A 21,584-nucleotide genomic window follows, 5' to 3' on the forward strand; every position below is an offset into this window, starting at 1 on the left:
AGTGTGATTTAGGCTTAGAGGGGCTACCTTCCCGCAACTTAAAGCAGGAATCGGACGTTGAATAGTGAAATAATAGAAACCAATATCGGACATATATCCGAAATGAACTTTTTGCTTTAAGGAGCGGCATGTACGCAGAGGAACGACGTCGTCAGATCGCCTCACTGACGGCGGTTGAAGGACGGGTCAACGTCACCGAACTTGCAGGCCGTTTCGATGTCACCGCTGAAACTATCCGCAGAGATCTGGCGGTTCTTGATCGGGAGGGCATCGTCCACCGTGTCCATGGAGGTGCGGTGGCCACCCAGTCGTTCCAGACCACCGAACTCAGCCTGGATACCCGGTTCCGCTCCGCATCGTCCGCAAAGTACTCGATTTCCAAGGCTGCCATGCAGTTCCTCCCGCCCGCACACGGGGGAATGTTCCTTGATGCGGGAACCACAGTGACTGCTCTGGCGGACCTGATCTCTGAGCACCCCAACGCCAATCAGTGGTCGATTGTGACCAACTGCCTACCCATAGCTCTCAGTCTGGCCAATGCCGGACTCGATGATGTTCAACTCCTGGGTGGAAGCGTCCGGGCGATCACGCAGGCGGTCGTGGGCGACACGGCGTTGCGCACCCTGGCACTCATGCGGGCTGATGTGGTGTTCATCGGGACGAACGCCCTGACACTCGATCATGGATTATCCACCGCCGATTCACAGGAGGCGGCCATGAAATCAGCGATGATCACCAATGCCCACAAGGTGGTTGTGTTGTGTGACTCCACCAAAATGGGCACGGACTACCTGGTCAGCTTCGGCTCGATCGATGATATTGATGTCGTGGTCACCGACTCCGCCGCACCGGAGAGTTTCGTGCAGCAGCTGCGGGAACGCGATGTAGAGGTTGTGATTGCAGAATGATCCTCACAGTCACTGCGAGTCCCTATCTTCTGAGCACCAACGATCTGGAGTCCACCATCGATATCGGTGGTGCCAATGCCATGAAGCAGGCGTCCACTGTCGCCGGAGGATTCGGTGCGGGTGTGGCCAACACCTTGTTTCTCGGGGGGCTGGAGACCCGCTCGATCTTTCCCTCTCCTGAGATATCCCATTATCTCCGGCTGGTGAAGGTGTCCGGCCTCCCCCACGAGTTCATTCAGGTCGCCGGCCCGATTCCGATGCATCTGACCATGCGCGATCCCGCGGGTAATGAAACGGAGTTCAAGGACTCCCCCATGCCGCTTGATGCCTCGCAGCTGGCCATGCTCCGGGACCTGGTGGTACGGCAGGCAGAAGAAGCCACCTGGGTGCTGTTGGGTGGTCAACTTCCCGCCATTGCGCCGGCAGCATGGTTCGTGGATGTGGTACGTTCCTTGACCCTGTACCACTCGAATGTGCGTGTGGCGATCGCAACAACCGGTGCTCCGCTGCGCGCGGTCATCCGCCAGCTGGCGGCCTCCCAGCCCGATCTGCTGTTCCTGACAGGTGAAGACCTGGAGGCCAGCTGCGGGATGGAACCCGGTGTGCTCAGGGCGGCATGGAGAGCCGGAGACAGCAGCATGGTCGTGGAAGCGGCCCGGACTGTGATCGCCAAGGGCATCTCCGAGCTGTTGGTCACCATCACCCGCGACGAAGCCCTCCTGATCACCGGGGACCATGCCTATCTGTCCAAGTTCACCGGTGAACCCGGCAAGCAGGGAATCTCCTGGCGGGAATCCTTCGTGGCTGGTTTCCTCTCCGCAGCTGAGCAGGGGCGCAGCCCGGAGGAACAGCTGACCTACGCCGTGGCCTACGCCAATGCCCCGGGCAGCGAATGGGACAATTTCGTTCCCACCCCGGATCAGGTGAACACGGAACTGGTCCACACCGTCGAATACCGTTGATAACATCCTCCGGTGTCACCGGAGGATGTGCTCATCACCTTGAATCAGCCGCCGCGCGGAGAATGGCTCGAACAGCATCACGTGCCTCGGCGGCCCCCTCAGAATCAAGTGCCACCTCAGCTGCTTTCCGGCAGGTGCCCAGATCAACCTCAGCGAGCTGTGCCCCCACTGCTGCAAGCGCAGATGAAGCTGCGGACAGTGAATTGACTCCGAACCCTGTGAGCACGACCGCCAGCAGCGGGTCGGCGGCGGCCTCACCACAGATCCCCACTGGAACATCCTGGCGTTGTCCCTCATCACAGGTCATCTTGATGAGCCGGAGGACCGCTGGCTGCCAGGGGTCGGTCAGGTAGGCCAGTTCCGGGGACATGCGATCCGCCGCCATCGCGTACTGGGTGAGGTCATTGGTGCCAATGGACACAAAATCGAGATGGGGCATGATCTTATCCGCCATCAGCGCCACAGCTGGAACCTCAACCATGGCACCGGCGATCAGACCGCGTTCACGGCACAGCTCAGCAAACCACTTCGCCTCATCCGCGGTGGCCACCATCGGTGCCATCACCCAGGTGGGTGCTTCATATCCGCGGCCCAGATCGGTGGCGGCCTTGGCCACCGCGTCCAACTGGCGGGTCATCAGCCCGGTGTTCTCACGTGCAATACGCAGACCACGGACGCCGAGGGCCGGGTTCATTTCATCAGGCATCGATGTGAACGGGACGGGTTTGTCAGAACCTGCATCCAGCGTGCGCACGACCACTTTGGACTCAGGGAATGCTTCGAGAACCTGGGAGTAGATGTGTGCCTGCTCCTCCACGGAGGGTTCTTCAGTCGCGGAGAGGAAGCACAGTTCCGTGCGGAAGAGCCCGATTCCTTCTGCCTCCGTGTCCGCTGCGGTCTGTGACGTGGCACCATCCTGCACGTTGGCTAAGAGCTGGACGCGGTGTCCATCACTGGTCTGGGCGGGCCCCCGCCACTCAGCGATCCTGGCTGCCTGTTCTATGGATTCCTCCACCTGGGCGAGTGCGTCGGCTTCGTCTGCGTCAAGAACAATGGTGCCGAGGGAGCCGTCGATGAGCACTTTCGTTCCGGACTCGATCGTGGAGATGGTTCTGCCCGCGGCGACGATGCAGGGCACATTGAGTTGACGTGCGATGATCGCGGTGTGGCTGGTGGGGCCACCCAATTCAGTGACCAGCCCCACGAAGAGATCAGTGTCCAGAGCAGCGGTGTCTGCAGGAGACAGATCATCAGCGAAGAGGATCACCTGGCCTTCCACATCGGGGAGGCCGGGTTCCGGCTCACCGCGCAGCTCGGCAATCACACGGTCCCGGATATCCCGGAGATCCGTGGTGCGCTCGGCGATGATCCCCCCGGCTTTCTCGAACATCACGATGAACTTGTCGGTGGCGGCGACCACCGCATATTCAGCCGGGTGCCCTTGTCTGACCCCCTTGGCCACAGCCTTGCGCCAACCGCGGTCATTGACCATGCCCGCGGTGGCTTTCAACACTTCTGCCGCCGCGCCGCTGGCCACCTCGGAGCGCGCCAGCAGGCGATCTGCCACGATCTCCGCTGCCGTGTCAAAGCGTGCCTGTTCGTGCTCACGCACCTCTTCGGCGATTACTGCGCCAGCCTCGGGCAGTTCCGGCCTCGAGCTGATCCACACCGCACGCGCGTAGCGGATACCGCCCACGACTCCGGCGCCTTTAAATACAGTGCCATGACTCACATCAGCCACGTTAGCCACCTGCCCTCACAGTTGTGATTTCCCTTTTTACCAGATCACCATAAAATCAACAGTTACGCAACAAAACCAACATAAAAAGATTGACAAACAAACACGTAACAACATAAATTAAGGAAAGCGGGTCACAGAACCAGAAACACTGAGACCCACACCACATGCCATGATCCCTGATGGGCACCTGGCGCCCCGTGGGTCACCCTACATCATAGTGACCCAGGCTACATTTCGGGCTGGGTAACTCAACCACCCAGCGGAAACGTCGGATACCCGACGATTCCCACGCATCATTATTTTAAGTCTAGGCCCAGAATTCGAACCAGACCCCCGGAGGTGGACGTGGTCTCTGTGCATAGGCGCCAGGAGGAGATTGTTTCCCTCCTGTCCCCGACAGGAAGAGTCGGCGTGGAGCTGCTCGCCCGGCATTTCGATGTCACATCGGAAACCATCAGGCGGGACCTCCGTGCGCTGGAGAAGCTCGGACTTGTCCAACGGGTACATGGCGGTGCCATCACACCGGAGGTGACACAACCATCGTCTCGCCCACAGGAGGTCAAGGGGTATCCACCGACCGCCGACATGATCGCCCTCGCAAGATCAGCAGTCGCGCTGATCCGACCTGATACGCGAAGCATCTTCCTTGACTCCGGACCCACCGGCGTCGCCCTGGCAACCGTATTGGGAGAAATCTCCGAGGGAGGTAACTGGACAGTCGTGACCACCTCCCCCCTCGCCGGCATCGTGCTCGCCAGAAAAGATATGCCCCGCATCGGGATGGTGGGCGGGCGGTTATCCGCTCAAAGCCAGTCCCTCACCGGCAGTCGGGCGGTGGAAATGATTGGCGCACTGCGTGCCGAGATCGCTTTCATCTTCCCCGACGGTCTGGTGGATGGTCACAGTCTGACCAGCCTTGATCCGGAAGCCGGAGCGACCCGGCGCGCCATGATCACCAGCTCTTCCTTTACTGTTCTCGTTTATCCCGAGGCGTCCCTCCGGCAACAGCGCGGAGTTACTTTCGGCCACATCAGCGAGGCTGATGTCCTGGTCACGGATGCCGATATCAATGATCCGACTCTATTATTCCTGTCCACTAGCGATCTCCAGGTGGTTATCCCTTGATTGTCACATTCACCCCCAACCCCAGCATCGATTCCACGCTCACCCTCGGCGGGGAGCTGTTAAAAGGTGCGGTCCAACGACTGGAGTCCGTGACGGCGGTGGCCGGCGGCAAGGGCATCAATGTGGCTCATGCCGTGCACCTGGCCGGAGTGGAGACCACCGCCATTTTCCCGGCGGGCCGCCTGGATCCCTTCGTGCCCCTGGTTCAGGAGATCGGTTTCCCGATCAGGACGGTGCGCATCTCCACCAACGTCCGAACGAACACCACCGTCACCGAACCGGACGGCACCACAACCAAACTCAACGGTCCGGGCGCAGCTCTTGGGCGCGAGCATGTTGAGATGCTTGAACAAACGCTTATCGACGCCCTCGTGCCCGACGTCTCCTGGGTTGTCCTGGCCGGGTCGCTCCCTCCGGGAGCTCCCCTTGACTGGTACTCCCGTTTGACGGCTCTCATCCATGACACACGAGCCGATGTCCGGGTGGCGGTCGACACCTCCGATGCCCCGCTGCAGGAACTGGGCAGGCATCTGGGAGTTCCGGGCGCCGCCCCGGACCTGATCAAACCCAATGGTCTGGAGCTCGGGCAGCTGGTCGGTGTGGACGGCCGGGATCTTGAGGATCGTGCCCGTCGCGGTGATTACTCCCCCATCATCGATTCAGCCTCGCGTCTGGTCGAACGCGGTATTGAGCAGGTTCTGATCACCCTCGGTGAGGCGGGCGCTGTACTCGTCAATGCTGAAGGCGCCTGGGTGTCCACCACCCCGGAGATCACCGTGGTGTCCACGGTGGGTGCAGGTGACTGCGCCCTCGCCGGTTTTGTTCTCGCCCGCCAGAAGGGGATGGACATCCCCGAGGCGGTACTCCAGGCGGTGTCCTACGGATCGGCCGCCACGTCGCTGCCGGGCACCACTATTCCACGTCCCGATCAGATCACCAGTGTTGGTGCTGAGGTCAGAAAAGTCATTTAGGAAAAGGTCATCATGAATAATGTCATCTCCACCTCCCTGGTGAGGTTGGATGTCGACTTCGGTGATACCACCACCGATGTCATCAATAATCTCGCTGCCGTCGTTTCTTCGGCGGGGCGTGCCACCTCCGCTGAGGCACTCGCCGCCGATGCCCTGGATCGCGAGGCGAAGGCGGGCACCGGTGTCCCCGGTGGTGTCGCCATCCCGCACTGTCGGTCTGAGGCCGTGGAGACCGCCACCCTGGCCTTCGCCAGGTTGAGCCGTCCGGTGGATTTCAGCGGCCCGGATGGCGATGCCAACATCATCTTCCTCATCGCTGCACCCGCCGGTGGTGGCAAAGAGCATCTGAAGATCCTGTCCAAGCTGGCACGCAACCTGGTGAAGAAGGACTTCATCGAGTCGCTCAACAACGCTCAGACTGAGGAAGAGATCGTTGAGCTCGTCGATGCCGTGCTCAACCCCGCCCCGAAGGCGGAGGCAGCACCGGCCGCGCCGGTGGCTGAGGCGGCAACCAGCCAGGCGTCGCAAAGCATCACCCGGATTGTGGCCATCACCGCCTGCCCGACCGGCATCGCACACACCTACATGGCGGCGGATGCGCTGAAGCAGCAGGCTGATGGTCGTGATGATGTGGAGTTCCATGTGGAGACGCAGGGTTCCTCCGCTGTCACTCCGCTGGAACCTGCCATCATTGAGCAGGCGGATGCCGTGATTTTCGCCACCGATGTCGGTGTGAAGGATCGGGAACGGTTTGCGGGGAAACCCGTCATTGAATCCGGTGTGAAACGGGCCATCAATGAACCAGCGAAGATGCTTGATGAGGCTGTCGCCGCGTCGAAGAATCCCAATGCCCGCCGTGTGTCAGGTGGTCAGGCCGCCGCGTCCTCCGCAGAGGAGGCAGGTGCGCAGCTGGGTTGGGGTAAGCGCATCCAGCAGGCTGTGATGACCGGTGTGTCCTACATGGTGCCGTTCGTCGCCGCCGGCGGACTGCTCCTGGCCCTGGGTTTCCTCTTCGGAGGTTATGACATGTCCAATGCGTGGTCTGCGATCGTGGCGGATCACTCACTGACCAATCTTCCCGGTAACTCCATCGAGGTGGACGGGGAGGTGATGGACTTCTCCCGTTCCGGTTTCCTGCTCTATCTGGGAGCGGTCCTGTTCGCCACCGGTCAGGGTGCGATGGGCTTCATCGTGGCTGCGCTGTCCGGTTACACCGCCTACGCGCTTGCCGGTCGTCCCGGCATCGCACCGGGCTTTGTCGGCGGCGCCATCTCTGTCACCATCGGCGCGGGTTTCATCGGTGGTCTGGTCACCGGTATCCTCGCCGGTCTGGTCGCCATGTGGATCGGTTCCTGGAAGGTGCCACGCGTGGTGCAGTCGCTCATGCCTGTGGTGATCATTCCGCTGCTGACCTCCCTTGTGGTGGGTCTGGTGATGTTCTTCCTGCTCGGTCGTCCACTTGCCTGGATCATGACCACCCTGCAGGACTGGCTGGGCTCCATGTCCGGTTCTTCAGCGGTGCTGCTCGGCGTGATCCTCGGTCTGATGATGTGTTTCGACCTGGGCGGACCGGTGAACAAGGCGGCCTACCTCTTTGGTACGGCAGGACTGTCCACGGGAGATCAGGCTTCCATGGAGATCATGGCTGCCATCATGGCAGCCGGTATGGTGCCACCGATCGCGATGTCGATCGCCACCATCCTGCGCGCCCGGCTCTTCACTCCGGCGGAACAGGAAAACGGCAAGTCCTCCTGGCTGCTGGGGTTGGCGTTCGTCTCCGAGGGTGCCATCCCGTTCGCCGCAGCCGACCCGCTGCGTGTGATCCCCTCCATGATGCTGGGTGGAGCCACCACCGGTGCCATCTCCATGGCGCTGGGAGTCGGATCCCGTGCACCACACGGCGGCATCTTCGTGGTGTGGGCCGTCGAACCATGGTGGGGTTGGATAATCGCCCTGGTGGCCGGCACGCTCGTGTCCACCATCGCGGTGTTGGCGCTCAAACAATTCTGGCCCAATAAGGCAATTGAGGACGCGGCAGCTGCGGCAGAGGCCAACGCCGCCAGCGGTGCTCAACCGGTACCGGCAGGGGCCACCGGCTAGGAACTACCCCGAGATATTTTGGAAACGTTTGCGCTTATGGCCTGTCGTGATGGCAGGCACCGGTGCGGATAACTAGACTGAAACAAATGACCACGATGCCACCACCCCACCACGGGGTCGGCATCAGGATAAACCCGCTGTGGATCAGCACATGATCACGGCACAGTGAAAGGACTTCTCCATGGCTTCCAAGACCGTTACCGTTGGTTCCTCCGTTGGACTCCACGCCCGCCCGGCATCCCTCATCGCCGAGGCCGCCGCAGAGTTCGACGATGACATCTTCCTGACCCTCGTCGGTTCCGATGATGATGAGGAAACCGATGCATCCTCATCCCTCATGATCATGGCCCTCGGTGCCGAGAATGGCGATCAGGTCACCGTCACCTCCGATAACGCCGAGGCTGTGGACAAGATCGCCTCCATGATCGAGCAGGACCTGGACGCCGAATAAGGTCCTCCCGACTACCTGCAACACAACGATCCCGGTTTCCCTTTCTGCACGGACCACCTCAAGAGTGAGGTGGGCTGTGCGGGGTGGGAAACCGGGATCATTTTCAGGTACGTGGCTGGGCAGATGGTGCAGCCAGGGATGGGCGGGCTTGCGCTACGCGTGCACCGGTGCCTGACAGACCTGGACGTAGACATCCGTGATCAGATCATCCGGGTTTTCCATGACTGTCGGTTGGGTCACGTACTCCTCCCAGCCAATGGTATTGGCGGGAAGCCTGCACCCGGCCTCCGCGATATCGGTGAAGGCCTGGCTCCAGGTTTCCTGAAGGCCCTCATAGGTCCCGGTGTGCTGACTGTGGAAGACCTTCATGTCACGGAAGTGGTGGAGTGCGATGTCATCGATGTCTCCACCTGACTGGCTCAGGGCACCACGGCGCAGAGTATCGGCAGCTACCGGGGACACCGGGTATCCGACCAGGATGTCCACCGTGTCGGAGATTTCACCGAAGTAGTAGGCCCTGGCCGGGCCTCCTGGGACAATGCCCTCCGTGGCAAGCATCTTGAGGATCTCGGAGAAGCCACGGTCATAGAGTTCGGTCAGTTCCTCAGGCTGAAGAATCACCCTGATGCCCACGATGTCATGGGCGGGGATCTTTTCAAACTGGGTATCAGTGAGCAATGTAAAGATTCCTAAGTGACGTGAGCGTCCCGGACCGCGGAGGGCGACCGGGGTTGATCATGAAGGTCTGATCAGGTGATGGAAAAGCAGAGTACTCTCGTTTCGCCCGAGACGAAACCATCACTTTTTCCTGTGTCCCTGACCAGCATTTCCTGGGGGTGTTCATCTCACCCCTTGGCCTCTTGCCCCCGTGATCAAGGATTCGTCGGTCGGATCAGTTGTAGAATTTCGCGCCTTTGCCCTCACCGATGGTGACATACAACCACTTCATAATCGGGTACAGGACAATGATGCCCACAGAACCCCAGGCGATACCCTCCAGGGTCACGCCGAAAACGGTGAGCGTCAGATTTCCGATGCCGGCGACCAGGGCGACAGCAGCCATGGTGAGGTTGACCGGGTTATTGAAATTAACCTTGTTGTCCTGCCAGATGCGGATACCCAACATGCCGATCAGTCCGTACAACACGAGTGTCGCACCACCGAGCACACCCGCGGGGATGGTGAAGATGAGGGCACCGAATTTAGGAATGAACGCCAGGGCGATCGCTGTGAACGCAGCGACCCAATAGGCGGCGGTGGAGTACACACGGGTGGCGGCCATGACACCGATGTTCTCTGCATAGGTGGTGGTGCCTGATCCGCCGAAACCACCGGCAACCGAGGTGGCCAGACCGTCGGCGATGAGGGCATCACCGGCCAGATCATCCAGGTTCTCTCCGGTCATCTCGGACACGGCCTTGACGTGTCCCACGTTCTCCGCGATCAGGACGATGACCACTGGAAGTGTCACCAGGATGGCCGACAGCTGGAACTCCGGGGTGTGGAACTCTGGAAGGCCGAACCATGCGGAGGATTGGATCGTCCCGGTGGAGCCTTCAGCGAGGTTTCCGGTGAGGGCGGCGAAGATCCAACCGACCACCACACCGATGAGGATGCCCAGACGCGCGATCATGCCCCGTCCCGCCACGGTGGCGACCAGGATGACCATGAGGGTGACCGCGGCCACCAGTGGCTGGGACTGGAAATTGGTTGCTGCCGTCGGTGCCAGGTTCAACCCGATCAGGGCCACGATCGCGCCGGTGACCGTGGGCGGCATCACGGCATCGATCACGCGTCGGCCGGCAGCCTTGACCAGGAAGCCTACTGCGATGAGCACCAGCCCAGAGACCAGGACACCACCGATCTGAACGGCGATCCCCTCCGCCTGTGTGGCGGTCAGGGGCGCGATGAACGCGAAGGAACTGCCCAGGTAGGAGGGCAGCCGGTTCCGGGTGATCAGGAGGAAGAAGATCGTTCCCAGGCCAGAGAAGAGCAGGGTGGTGTTGACCGGGAATCCGGTGAGTGTGGGAACCAGCAGCGTCGCACCAAACATGGCGATCACATGCTGCATTCCGATGCCTAGTGTGCGGCCCCAGCTCAGTCGCTCGCGTGGAGCGACGACTGCGCCGGGTTCGATTCTTTTGCCGTCTCCGTGGACGGTCCATCCCCAAGTTGAAGTCACGAACACTTATTATCTTCTACATAGTGCCCGTTTGGAAAATCGTATGATGTTTTGTGGGCAGATTGTTATGGGCGGAAAAGTTCCTGCTGAGTGCAGTCACCATCCGCAATCCCCTGCCCACTGGCAGCGTCTACCCGGTGGCATCTACACCGCGGGCCGCTCTTCCTCTTCCCGGGTGACCTCGTAGTCTTTCAGCTCCGATGCCAACTGGGCAGGGATGCGCACATCGATTAACGTGCCCTCACCTGTGTATTCCTCCGACAGCACGGTTCCGTGCTGGTGGAGACGGGACACAATGTCCCCGCGGGTGAAGGGGATCAACAGCAACAGATGGGTGTCGCGGGCGTTGAGGAACAGCTCGATGCGAGCCTCCAGTTCCTTGATCCCTTCCCCGGTCAGTGCGGAGACAAACACCACATCATCGATGGCGTGGCGCAGTTCAGCCAGCGCGAGTGGATCCGCCTGGTCGATCTTGTTCACCACGATGATCTCCGGGGGCGGAGTCTCACCGGTGGTGCGCACGATATCGCTGATGACCGTGTTGACAGCCTCGATCTGCTTGAGCGGGAACGGATCAGATCCATCCACGACATGCAGCATGAGATCAGCCTCCACGACCTCCTCGAGGGTGGACTTGAACGCCTCCACAAGCGACGTGGGCAGGTGCCGGATGAATCCGACCGTGTCGGTGAAAACCACGTGCCGGCCGTCGGCCAGCTCCGCCTTGCGTGTCGTGGGGTCCAGCGTGGCGAAGAGTGCATTCTCCACAAGAACGCCCGCACCTGTCATCGCGTTGATGAGCGAGGACTTACCGGCGTTGGTATACCCGGCGATGGCGATCTGCGGAACCAGGGACTCAGAGCGCTGTGAACGCTTGACGCTACGGGCGGTGTCCATGCCGGCGAGCTCCCGGCGCAGACGCGCCATGTCAGAGCGCAGACGACGACGGTCCGCCTCGATCTTGGTCTCACCAGGACCACGCAGACCCACACCACCGTTGGAACCGGCACGGCCACCTGCCTGACGGGACAGGTTGCCACCCCAGCCACGCACACGTGAAATGAGATATTCCATCTGTGCGAGTGCCACCTGTGACTTGCCCTCACGGGACTTGGCGTGCTGCGCAAAGATGTCCAACACCAGCATGGTGCGGTCAATGACCTTGATATTGAGTTCGCGTTCGAGAGCCACCAGCTGAGACGGGCTGAGTTCACCATCGCACACCACGGTGTCCGCTCCGGTGGCCTCAATGATCTCTTTAAGTTCACGGACCTTGCCGGAACCGATATAGGTACCGGGATCAGGCTTGTCCCGCTTCTGGTAGAGCGAATCGATCACCTGCGCACCTGCAGTGTCAGCCAGTGCGGCGAGTTCGGCGAGGTTGGCATCAATCTCGGCGGTGGTGCCTTCAGTCCATACCCCGACCAGAATCACACGTTCCAGCCGGAGCTTTCGGTACTCCACCTCGTAGATGTCAGCGGCATCATCGGAGTGGATGGTGGTTTCGCTGCGCCTGAGCGCTTCGCGGGCCTCAAGGTCGAGTTCTCCGACCGAGGGTGCATCGGCATCTGATGATGGTGCGTCAGATGACCGTGTCGGGCGATCCGCGTGGATCAGGCCGGACAGATCATATCCGGTGGTTTCAGTAAGTGGCTCCCGCTTGACATGATCATGGAAAGCCTGGGCGAGGAGATCCTCGTGGTCTATCTTCTTCTTTTCATCCATTGTTGACCATTGTTCCATGTATCTGACCTGCAGGGCCAGACCTTTCACAACGCTGCTAGCGAACACTGCGGCAGACGCCCTGGGCGAACACGATAACGGGTGCCCTTATTCCCGGTTCCGGGGCTGTCACAGATCACCCGACCGCAACGTGACTGGGCCCTGTGCCACGGGATACACTGATCCGCATGACTAGGGATCTCAAGAGTATCGGTATGGATTTTGCGCGCTGGCAGGACGCCGTGGAGGCGGCCATCGCCTCCGAGCGTCTGGAGGTGACCGGCGAGGTCCGCGGTGGGCAGCTCATCCAGTTTTCAGATGACTCCGGAGCCCAGATCAACATCCTGGCGGTGGAACCCTTCGCCACCTTCGCCGGATTCTCCTCCAGCACAGTCGCCTATGGCCATGTGAGCATGATCAATGATGTTCTCGCGCTCGTCGATATCATCGATCCATTCGGTAACAATGTCACCACCGTCACCGTGAACCTGGCGCAGGGCCCCCTCCTCGTTGATGAGCCACTGCAGCGCTGGCAGATGCTGGCGGTAACCGCGTTGGCCATGGACGTTGATATCCACGCCAACGCGGATGAGTATCTGCTCAACGGCGGTGAAGTGGTGGGCATGCTCACCTCTGAGGGGGCACTCCAGGTCGCCAGTGGCAGTGGAGCGTCCATCCCTGATGCCTCAGCGGAGTTCTCCGCCCGCGTCCTCTCGTCTGAGTACCGCACCAACGCACTGACCGGGCAGCGCTTCATCCACGCCACCGTCGATGGCTATTTCGCCTTCGACCTGTGCCTGCCTGATGCCCCTGAACTGCCCGCCCGCGATTCGATCATCTCCGGCAAGGTGCTGCTCACCGCCTCGGTCATTCCGCAGGCCGGTGGCGGCTGCGGTAGTGACGGCGGCGGCTGTGGTTCGGGTTCCTGCGGCTGCGGCGGCCACTAGCCGCACGTCGCTTTCAAGCGCTTGTCGACGCCTCCCCGGGGATCCTCGAAAACGCGTAGAATATGGCGGAGAGATACCCCTTGTTGATTGATCATCCTTGGTGTTGACAACCACCCGACACGATTCTACGACCGGCAGGACAACGACCCCCATCATGCCCGATCTGGTTCCCTATGAAGATGGACGACAGGTCCCCACCTGGCCCATCGTGCTCATAGGGATCTCTTGTCTCTTGCTTATTTTATGGTTGAAACTACCCGGATTGATCATCTCCGGTCTGATCGTCGCCGCAGTCGTGGGTGTTTCCAGACTGCGGCCGGTGTCCACCGAAGTCACCTCATTGCTCACTTCCATCCAACTGTCCGCTGATGACATCCTTGACATCGAACAGGAGTGGAACAACTACCTGGACGGCACGTCAGCGGATGCACTCGCCGACCGCACCCTGCACCGGCCTGCGTTGGCTGATCCCGACTGCCACGACCCGGATATCCAGAAATTCCACTTCACCATGGCCAACGCCCAGAGATTCCTCAGCCGTCTGGATGCTCGTCTGGAAGGCAATCTGAGCGTGCCGCAACTGGAGGGTATCTTGAAAGTCACCGATGCCCGAGCCCTGGATCTCCGGGAATCCTGGTTGGTTGCCCGGCAGGCGGCCCACCGTCTGGGGCCCGGTTATGATTCCGGCCCTCCCCCGGGCATCGAATAAGCGGGGGTCTGATTACACCCGCTCCAGGGGCCCCACGTGATGGTGGCGGGAGTGACCATGTTGTTGATCACCGGGATCACTGCTGTGGCGGTACCCGCTGCTGACTGGAGGCGATTGCGCCAAATGGCCCACCTGCAGTGACCCCGTAGAGGTTTAGAACCGAACGATCCCCCTGGCCACAATTTGACTCGGCCCGGTCAACGTCGAGGAATCCTGGCTGATAGTCACCTGGACCTCTCCACCGGGAATCCGGACTGTCACCTCCCCGACTGATTCACCGGCATCAGCCAGTGCTGCGCGGGCTGCAGCTACGGTTCCGGTGCCACAGGATCGGGTCTCCCCGACCCCGCGTTCCCATACCCGCATGTCCACCGTGCCTGCCGCCAGTTCAGTCACCAACTCCACGTTCACGCCGCTCGGGAAAAACTCACCATCAAACAACGGAGCATGTAACTCCAGCCCGGCCAGGCCGGCGCCATCCATGCCTGGAACCACACACGCCAGATGGGGATTACCCAGGTCCACTGCAAGCCCGGCAAAGGACTTCTCCCCGATCGTGCACGTGGATACCCCGGTCACCTCGGCTGGGCCCATATCCACCTGAATCACAGCCGCATCGTGATCCGCCGACAACACCGTCACCCCTCGCACGCCGGCACGCGTACCGATGGTGAATTCAGGGGCACTCACCAGTCCCCGTGAGTAGACCCAGTGGGCAAACAGTCGCACACCGTTGCCGCACATCTCAGCCAAGGAGCCATCGGCATTGCGGTAATCCATGAACCACAGTTCCGGATCAACCCCTGCCACGGTCTCCCCCAGCGCCCCGGCGCGGACCACGCGGAGAATACCGTCGGCACCGATCCCGGCGCGGCGGTCACAAAGCCTGGAAACATCCGCAGCTGTCAGACTGATCAAGTCATCCGGGTCTTCGATGATGATGAAATCATTCTCGGTGGCATGACCTTTGGCGAAGGCGATCTCTTTTTTCACCTGGTTCAGTATAGGCGCTGTAACACGAGCGACTCAGTAGCCAAGAATCTCCCGGGCCTGGGAGGCGGTGTCCGCGGAGGCATCAAGCCAGTGGATGCGGTGGTCCCGGTTGAACCAGGCCCGCTGCCGGCGCACATAACGACGGGTGCCGGTGATGGTTCGTTCCACGGCTTCTTCTTTGGTCAATGTGCCGGCCATGGCATCCAGGACCTGAGCGTAACCAATGGCGCGGCCCGCGGTGGATTCAGGAATCAAGTTGTGGTTCTTTACCAGCTCCTCAACTTCCTCCACGAAGCCTCGTTCAAACATGAGGTTGGTGCGGAGTTCGATGCGAGGGTTCAGCCATTCCGGCGTGGTCCGCAGGCCCAGGATCACGGTGCCCCACCGGGGTGGCGCATCCTTGGGTGGTTGGCTGGCCTGAAAGGGTTGGCCGGTCAACTCGATGACCTCCAGCGCACGGACGGTGCGGCGGGGATCGTTATTTTCGATGATGGCGGCCGCCTCCGGGTCCAGGGCAGCCAGTTCGGCATGCAGGGCGCTGACCCCGATCTCGGTTAGACGTGTCTCCCAGCGGGCACGCACCGAGGGATCGGTGGGTGGAAACTGCCAATCATCAACCAGCGATTGCACATAAAGCATCGAACCCCCCACGAGGATCGGGGTTCTCCCCCGCGCCATGATGGCCTCCACATCGGCCACGGCCTCCTGCTGGTAACGGGCCACGGAGGCGGTTTCCGTGACATCGAGAACATCAAGCTGATGGTGCGGGATCCCTTCCCGTTCCTCCACGGTGAGCTTGGCGGTGCCGATGTCCATGCCACGGTAGAGCTGCATGGAGTCGACGTTGACCACTTCACCGTCGAGGCGCCTGGCCAGTTCAATGCCCAGGGCTGATTTCCCGGATGCGGTGGGCCCGACAACGGCAATGGGGGTCACCATTTACTATCTCCAGTTCTTTTTAATGTCCATACCGCCACGTACCGGCCAACACCGTGGGAGGTGTCCACAGCCAGGAGGTGGGCTGTTTCCACCCGCTCCAGAAGATGGACGAGGTCCGTCCACAGGGCAGGTTCGCGCAGAGACGCGTTCATGAGATCCTGCTCCGTTCGGGAAGCCACCTGCTCACCTCCGAGCAGCGCACGACACCAGTGATCGATCTCATCGGCCCCCTCGACCATGGAGGAAGGCGCCCTGGGGGTCAGTCCCGTGGGACCATCCACGGCCATGAGGGTGATCGCATCTGCCGAGGGATCAGTCAGACGGTCAGAGGTTGCGCGGATACGATCACGGTATCCCCCCAAAGCATGGCGCTGGAGAAGCTCGGGCAGATGATTGCCTCCTCCCACCTTGATCCCGGGGGCTCCCCAGGCCCGCAGGCTTCCGGTGTGGGAGGTGTACCAACGGTCATCCCGGGATCCCACGAGATCAACAGGTGCAGATGTGTCACCCAGATGCTCGTGGAGAAGGCTCTCCACCTGCTCCAGAAGGCGTGCCCCTTCCGTGTCGGTGGGTGCTAACCCCCGGACCAGAGCGGGACTCCCCGGCATGATGATCAGCGTTGTTTTCACGGCTCCCACCCTAGCCTGCGCAGGGGAACGGGCAGACGGGTGGACCGTCGAAAAGCATCATTAAGGTGGAACTGTGCGTGTTAAGGCACCCTATCCACCTGACACCTACGGGTGTGCGCGGTATGTTTGTAGAACGTAATTCGACTTTCGGCAGCCGTGACGCGCGGCTACGACAATGCAAGTGATGAGGACCGACACTCCATGACTGAGAACCAGACCCCCAGCTCCACCACCGCTCCGAAGCCAGGTCCCCGCCCCGGCCCAAGGCCCGGCCCCCGCCCTGGTACTCAGGCGGCAACCAAACCCGCAGCGGTGGTCACCCCGTCCCCTGCCATCAAGAGCAATGATCCTTCCAAGTTCGGTCGCGTGGAGGCCGATGGTTCTGCCTATGTCACCACCTCCGCAGGTGAGCGTCTGATCGGTTCCTGGCAGGCCGGCACCCCGGAAGAGGGCCTGGCACACTACGGCACCCGCTTTGATGATCTGGCCACCGAGGTGGAGCTGCTCGAGCAGCGTCTGGCATCCCATCCCGATGATGCCAACTCCATCCGCACCAAGGCGGAGGAGATCCGCGCTTCGCTGTCCACCGTTGCCGCCATCGGCGACCTGGATGCGCTGGATACCCGTCTGGGCCGCATCGTGGATTCCTCAGAGGCGGCCAATGAGCGCGCCAAGGAGGAGAAGGCCAAGCGTCGGGAGCAGGCGATCACCCGCAAGGAAGCTCTCGCCACCGAAGCCGAGGACATCGCTGAGAACGCCTCCGACTGGAAGGTCGCCGGCGACCGTATCCGCGCGATCCTGGATGAGTGGAAGACCATCCACGGCATCGAGCGCAAAACTGATGATGAGCTGTGGAAGCGTTACTCCCGTGCACGCGATGCCTTCAACCGTCGCCGGGGTGCCCACTTCGCTGAGCTGGACCGTGGTCGCGCCACCGCACGAAGCCTCAAGGAAACGCTGGTGGAGCGCGCCGAGGCGATCAAGGAGTCCACGGAGTGGAATGACACCGCCCGTGCCTTCCGCGACCTCATGCAGGAGTGGAAGGCCGCTGGCCGCGCCCCACGCGAGGTGGATGACAAGCTGTGGTCCGCATTCAAGGGTGCCCAGGATTACTTCTTTGACAAGCGCAATGCGGTAGCCAAGGAACGCGACCAGGAATTCGAAGCCAACGCAGAGGCCAAGACCGCTCTGCTGGCCGAGTACGATTCACAGATTGATCCTGCGAAGAACCTCGACGGTGCCCGTGCCAAGCTGCGCGAGCTCCAGGAGAAGTGGGAGGAGATCGGTTTCGTACCACGTGGTCAGGTCCGTGACTTCGAGGACAAGATCGGCGTCTTTGAAAAGCGCGTCACCGAGGCCGAGGAGACCCAGTGGCGTCGCACCGACCCGGAGGCACAGGCCCGGGCCGACCAGTTCACCGCCAAGGCCAAGGAGTTCACCGCTCAGGCCGAAGCCGCCGCAGCCAAGGGCAACACCAAGAAGGCCGAGAAGCTGCGCGCCCAGGCCGAGCAGTGGTCAGAGTGGGCCAAGACCGCCCATGAGGCCGTGGACCAGCTCTAAAGTCCAGGTTGAAACCTTGAAAATTATCAAGATTGCGGATCCGATCCCCGGGCAGGAGCCCGGGGATCAGGTCCGCTCTTTTGTGTTCATGTCCAATCTGGCGTCACAGGAAACCTCCGGCGAACGGGATATCTCCGTCTCCGTTGAACGCATCATCACCGATCTCGCCGGATCCACAGAGCTGGTGTCACAGTTGTTCGTGGCCACTCTGGATGACGCTGTCCCGCTCCACGCCACCGTGCCGGCAGGCACCGATGATGAGCCCTGGATCGAAGCCGAAGGTTGGGTGAAGATCAACCTGCCGCTGATCGATGACACCGCCTCCGCCAGCCTGGAGATCACCCTCGATGCCGGCCATCAGCCCCTCCCCGACCAACCGCTGACCGATGAGGCCGGAGAGCTTATCCACACCCTCCTCGTCCATGCGGAGACCGTCGCGGGGGCACCACCGTGGTCACGGAGCATCCTCCACACGGCGCACATGCACAAGGCCGGTGCCGACACCCGGGTCTGCGACTATTGCACCCGCCTGATCCGCGCAGGCTACAGCGCCGCCCACGAGGAGATCCAACAAGTGGTGGACCTCAGTGGCGTCAGCCCCGATTGGGACGCGCCGGGTATGACGGTGCACCGTATCCTCGGCACTGACTTCCCCACCGACCTCATCGACGGCATCGTGGAGCTGCAGGACCTCGCGGCCACCGATATCCCCCATGGCACACTCACCACCGACCCGGCGCGGTGGTCACCACGGAGGCTCGCTGAACAGTCAGAGCGGATCCGGCAGACCGGCGCACAGCTGCTGACGGTGGTGTTCACCGACGCCGTGGGTGTGGTGGCGATGTCCACCGTGTCACTTCCTCCGGGGTCCAATCCAGATGTGGCTGAACAGGGTTTGACCATCGTTCATCCCCGGGCCCGCGGGCGGCAGCTGGGGCGAGCAGTGAAACTCGCCTGTCTGAATCTCCTGCGCGACCGCCATCCAGCGGTGAGGAGGGTGGCAACGTCAAACGCGGTTGATAACCAGGGAATGCTGGCCATCAACCGCGCTCTGGGTGCCCGGGAGATATCCCGGACCACCCTGTGGGAGAAGAAGATCTAAGCCTTGTCCGGCTCGCCCTTCGTCTCAGTTTCCTCCTGCTCACCGCTAGCCGCGTTACGGCGTCGCGCGATGCGGGCGCGGCGGTCGTCGACAAGCAGGGGGTTGGTCTCCGGATCGTTCTGCTGCTGGCGCAGCAGGTCCTTCTGGGCTGATTCCACGGCCGAGAGTTCCGTGTTCTCCGCACGCATCCGTGCTACATCAAGCTGGTAATCACTGCGCGCGAGGATGGTGGTGGACAGCCCCCACACCGCGGCGATCGCAGCGATGGTGGCAACCAGCATGCCGATGTGGACGAAGGTGTTGTCCGTGCTGGTGGAGGTCTGGCGCATCCATGCCGCCAGGACTGCATACACCAGGGTCACACATGAGAAAATCCACGCCACCCAGGCCATCCATGTCCGCTTGAGTGTCACGGCGCCGAGGGTGAAGAGGAAAACCCCGATCGCGCCGAGGACATAAAACACATACTCCGCAAGCCGGATGCCGGCCTCGGAGGCGGTATCGGTGAAGAAGAGCACCTGCCAGCCGGCCACACCACGGATATGGGGAAGCGCCAGGGATACGGCATACAGTGCCACCGCAGCAATGAGGTACCACTTCTTATCGCCCAGCTCCAGCGTCTTGGCGGCCTCCTTCTCCATCGCCGCCAGTTCCCGACCGCTCAGCTTCTGTTCACTCACTTGAATGTTCAACTCCTTGTTGGGTTCGGTACCTAATCGTAGTCGGTCTACAGCCCTTTGCCCTAAGTGCCCGCCGCGGTAGAAGAAGTGGCCCCCGTGGGTGTCAAGACGTGTGATCAGCAGCCACAGGCGTTTGCCGGCGCAGGCTGGGCCACCGGGGTGCCGACCTTCGGCAGCCCCAGCCCAACACCGATCGGTGCTGTGGTCGGAACCTGGCCCACAGCGGAGTTATCACCCGCACGGGTCCGGCGGTGGGTGAGCACACCGGCATCGGCGATGAGGAAGAAGGGCTTGGCATCGGTGACCTCAACGGTGACAACATCACCCGGGCGGATCTCACCGTCGAGGTGACCATTGGGCGCGAAGTGGACGAGGCGTCCGTCACGGGCCCGACCGGACATGCGTTTGGTGACTTCATTCTTGCGCCCACCACCTGCCTGGACCAACAGCTCCACCTCGGATCCGATGAATGACTGGTTTTCTTCCTCGCAGATGCGCTCCTGGAGGACCATGAGGCGCTCATAGCGTTCCTGGACAACCTCCTTGGGCACCTGGTTCTCATACTCGGCAGCCGGGGTTCCGGGCCGCGGACTGTACTGGAAGGTGTAGGCGGAGGTGAAACGGGCCTTTTCCACCACGTCCAGGGTGTCCTGGAAGTCCTGCTCGGTTTCGCCCGGGAATCCGACGATGATGTCCGTGGTGATGGAGGCATGGGGAATCTTCGCCCGGACCTCATCCAGGATGGACAGGAACTTGGCTGAACGATACGACCGGCGCATCTCCTTCAGCACCTTGTCGGAACCGGACTGCAGTGGCATGTGCAGCTGCGGGCAGATGTTTGGGGTCTCGGCCATGGCGTCGATGACATCAGAGGTGAACTCAGCCGGGTGGGGGCTGGTGAAACGGACCCGCTCCAGGCCCTCGATATCACCGCAGGCACGCAGCAGTTTGGAAAAAGCGGAACGGTCACGCTCCAACTCGGGATCCACGAAATTCACACCATAGGCGTTGACATTCTGCCCCAGGAGGGTCACCTCAGAGACACCCTGGTCAACGAGTGCCTGCACCTCGGCGAGGATATCCCCCGGCCGACGGTCCTGTTCCTTGCCACGCAGGCTCGGCACGATGCAGAAGGTACAGGTGTTGTTACAGCCGACAGACACCGATACCCAACCGGCGTAGGCGGATTCCCGCTTCGCTGGCAGCACCGAGGGGAACTGTTCGAGCGAATCAACGATCTCCACCTCCGCCGTGGCGTTGTGGGAGGCCCGGTCAAGCAGGGTCGGAAGAGATCCGATGTTGTGGGTACCGAAGACCACATCCACCCACGGTGCCTTCTTCACCACCGTGTCCTTATCCTTCTGCGCCAGACATCCGCCCACGGCGATCTGCATGCCGGGCTTGTTCTCTTTCACCGCACGCAGATTGCCCAGGGTTCCATAGAGGCGCTTGTCCGCATTCTCACGGACAGCGCAGGTGTTGAACACGATGAGATCCGGGGCTTCATTCTCCGCATTCTCCACATTCTCCACGGCGACATAGCCGGCCTCTTCGAGCAGGCCCGACAGGCGCTCGGAATCGTGGACATTCATCTGGCAGCCGAAGGTACGCACCTCGTAGGTTCGGGCAGTGACGGGGGCGCCGATGTCCGTGGACTCCGGTCGGGAGTCAAAGGCATGGGAGTCCACCGGAGGGGTGTTTTTCTGCTGGGTATCAATCTGCTGCGTCACGGCAATTGATTGTATCCGCCCAGTGCGGGCTGACATAAACGCGTGACAGCAGGGTCCATCGATGGGACGTGGGAGTGGTGTGAGGTGGGGTTCGAGTACGGGCCTGACGGATTCGCCACTCGTCATTCACAAG

At 61.4% G+C, this 21,584-nt stretch carries 19 protein-coding genes; 10 read left to right on the plus strand and 9 right to left on the minus strand.

Annotated features, from left to right (window positions below; all coding sequences use genetic code 11):
• Positions 1-128: 128 nt before the first annotated feature.
• Together sugR and CFAEC_RS08095 are read left to right on the plus strand one after the other, a co-directional pair.
• Entirely contained in the window at positions 129-908 is a 780-nt protein-coding gene (sugR, locus tag CFAEC_RS08090) for a transcriptional regulator SugR (RefSeq protein WP_290275821.1), read from the plus strand.
• Positions 905-1,870: a 1-phosphofructokinase gene (locus CFAEC_RS08095; protein ID WP_290275823.1), complete on the plus strand. Its 966-nt coding sequence runs from the start codon at positions 905-907 to the stop codon at positions 1,868-1,870. The genes sugR and CFAEC_RS08095 overlap by 4 nt, the downstream gene beginning before the upstream one ends.
• Before the next feature lie 34 nt (positions 1,871-1,904).
• On the opposite strand, the gene ptsP is transcribed toward CFAEC_RS08095, so the two are convergent.
• Positions 1,905-3,611: a phosphoenolpyruvate--protein phosphotransferase gene (gene ptsP / locus CFAEC_RS08100; protein ID WP_435384221.1), complete on the minus strand. Its 1,707-nt coding sequence runs from the start codon at positions 3,609-3,611 to the stop codon at positions 1,905-1,907.
• Positions 3,612-3,965: 354 nt separating this feature from the next.
• Here ptsP and CFAEC_RS08105 point away from each other — a divergent pair, with 354 nt between their 5' ends.
• From CFAEC_RS08105 to CFAEC_RS08120, 4 genes are all read left to right on the plus strand, one after another.
• Entirely contained in the window at positions 3,966-4,736 is a 771-nt protein-coding gene (locus tag CFAEC_RS08105; protein ID WP_290275827.1) for a DeoR/GlpR family DNA-binding transcription regulator, read from the plus strand.
• Entirely contained in the window at positions 4,733-5,707 is a 975-nt protein-coding gene (locus CFAEC_RS08110) for a 1-phosphofructokinase (RefSeq protein ID WP_290275829.1), read from the plus strand. Before CFAEC_RS08105 ends, CFAEC_RS08110 begins: the two co-directional genes overlap by 4 nt.
• A gap of 12 nt (positions 5,708-5,719) precedes the next feature.
• A complete protein-coding gene (locus CFAEC_RS08115) occupies positions 5,720-7,807 on the plus strand; it encodes a PTS fructose transporter subunit IIABC (protein WP_290275832.1) in 2,088 nt (695 codons plus the stop codon).
• A gap of 181 nt (positions 7,808-7,988) precedes the next feature.
• On the plus strand, positions 7,989-8,258 hold the full coding sequence (locus CFAEC_RS08120) for an HPr family phosphocarrier protein (RefSeq protein WP_290275834.1): 270 nt from the start codon (positions 7,989-7,991) through the stop codon (positions 8,256-8,258).
• A gap of 153 nt (positions 8,259-8,411) precedes the next feature.
• Here CFAEC_RS08120 and CFAEC_RS08125 read toward each other — a convergent pair whose 3' ends face one another.
• The 3 genes from CFAEC_RS08125 to hflX form a co-directional block, all read right to left on the minus strand.
• On the minus strand, positions 8,412-8,936 hold the full coding sequence (locus tag CFAEC_RS08125; protein WP_290275836.1) for a GyrI-like domain-containing protein: 525 nt from the start codon (positions 8,934-8,936) through the stop codon (positions 8,412-8,414).
• Between the two features lie 214 nt (positions 8,937-9,150).
• Entirely contained in the window at positions 9,151-10,446 is a 1,296-nt protein-coding gene (locus tag CFAEC_RS08130) for a uracil-xanthine permease family protein (RefSeq protein ID WP_290275838.1), read from the minus strand.
• Between the two features lie 138 nt (positions 10,447-10,584).
• Complete coding sequence (hflX, locus tag CFAEC_RS08135) at positions 10,585-12,165, minus strand: GTPase HflX (RefSeq protein ID WP_290275839.1); 1,581 nt, start codon at positions 12,163-12,165, stop codon at positions 10,585-10,587.
• A gap of 185 nt (positions 12,166-12,350) precedes the next feature.
• Between hflX and CFAEC_RS08140 the strand changes: the two genes are divergently transcribed.
• A complete protein-coding gene (locus CFAEC_RS08140) occupies positions 12,351-13,109 on the plus strand; it encodes a hypothetical protein (RefSeq protein WP_290275840.1) in 759 nt (252 codons plus the stop codon).
• 154 nt (positions 13,110-13,263) lie between these two features.
• The gene (locus CFAEC_RS08145; RefSeq protein ID WP_290275842.1) at positions 13,264-13,818 is read left to right on the plus strand and encodes a hypothetical protein; all 555 of its coding nucleotides are present in this window, start codon (positions 13,264-13,266) and stop codon (positions 13,816-13,818) included.
• 153 nt (positions 13,819-13,971) lie between these two features.
• Here the strand turns inward: CFAEC_RS08145 and dapF are convergent, their stop codons facing one another.
• Genes dapF through CFAEC_RS08160 form a run of 3 tightly spaced genes read right to left on the minus strand, consistent with a single transcriptional unit; the run spans position 13,972 to position 16,379 of the window.
• Positions 13,972-14,811 (minus strand): diaminopimelate epimerase, encoded by an 840-nt coding sequence (gene dapF / locus CFAEC_RS08150; protein WP_290275843.1) that lies wholly within the window; start codon positions 14,809-14,811, stop codon positions 13,972-13,974.
• 33 nt (positions 14,812-14,844) lie between these two features.
• Positions 14,845-15,750: a tRNA (adenosine(37)-N6)-dimethylallyltransferase MiaA gene (miaA, locus tag CFAEC_RS08155; protein ID WP_290275844.1), complete on the minus strand. Its 906-nt coding sequence runs from the start codon at positions 15,748-15,750 to the stop codon at positions 14,845-14,847.
• Positions 15,744-16,379 carry a hypothetical protein gene (locus CFAEC_RS08160; protein ID WP_290275847.1) on the minus strand — a complete coding sequence of 212 codons (636 nt, stop codon included), beginning with the start codon at positions 16,377-16,379 and terminating at the stop codon, positions 15,744-15,746. Before CFAEC_RS08160 ends, miaA begins: the two co-directional genes overlap by 7 nt.
• 201 nt (positions 16,380-16,580) lie before the next feature.
• Between CFAEC_RS08160 and CFAEC_RS08165 the strand changes: the two genes are divergently transcribed.
• Together CFAEC_RS08165 and CFAEC_RS08170 are read left to right on the plus strand one after the other, a co-directional pair.
• On the plus strand, positions 16,581-17,939 hold the full coding sequence (locus CFAEC_RS08165; protein ID WP_290275850.1) for a DUF349 domain-containing protein: 1,359 nt from the start codon (positions 16,581-16,583) through the stop codon (positions 17,937-17,939).
• 16 nt (positions 17,940-17,955) lie between these two features.
• Positions 17,956-19,041: a GNAT family N-acetyltransferase gene (locus CFAEC_RS08170; RefSeq protein WP_290275852.1), complete on the plus strand. Its 1,086-nt coding sequence runs from the start codon at positions 17,956-17,958 to the stop codon at positions 19,039-19,041.
• On the opposite strand, the gene CFAEC_RS08175 is transcribed toward CFAEC_RS08170, so the two are convergent.
• Positions 19,038-19,721, minus strand: a complete 684-nt coding sequence (locus CFAEC_RS08175; RefSeq protein WP_290275854.1) for an Rv2732c family membrane protein — start codon at positions 19,719-19,721, stop codon at positions 19,038-19,040. The genes CFAEC_RS08170 and CFAEC_RS08175 overlap by 4 nt on opposite strands.
• Before the next feature lie 116 nt (positions 19,722-19,837).
• Entirely contained in the window at positions 19,838-21,487 is a 1,650-nt protein-coding gene (gene miaB, locus CFAEC_RS08180) for a tRNA (N6-isopentenyl adenosine(37)-C2)-methylthiotransferase MiaB (RefSeq protein ID WP_435384222.1), read from the minus strand.
• Positions 21,488-21,584 lie beyond the last annotated feature (97 nt).

Origin of the sequence: Corynebacterium faecale (assembly GCF_030408735.1) — a bacterium.
Taxonomy (GTDB): domain Bacteria; phylum Actinomycetota; class Actinomycetes; order Mycobacteriales; family Mycobacteriaceae; genus Corynebacterium; species Corynebacterium faecale.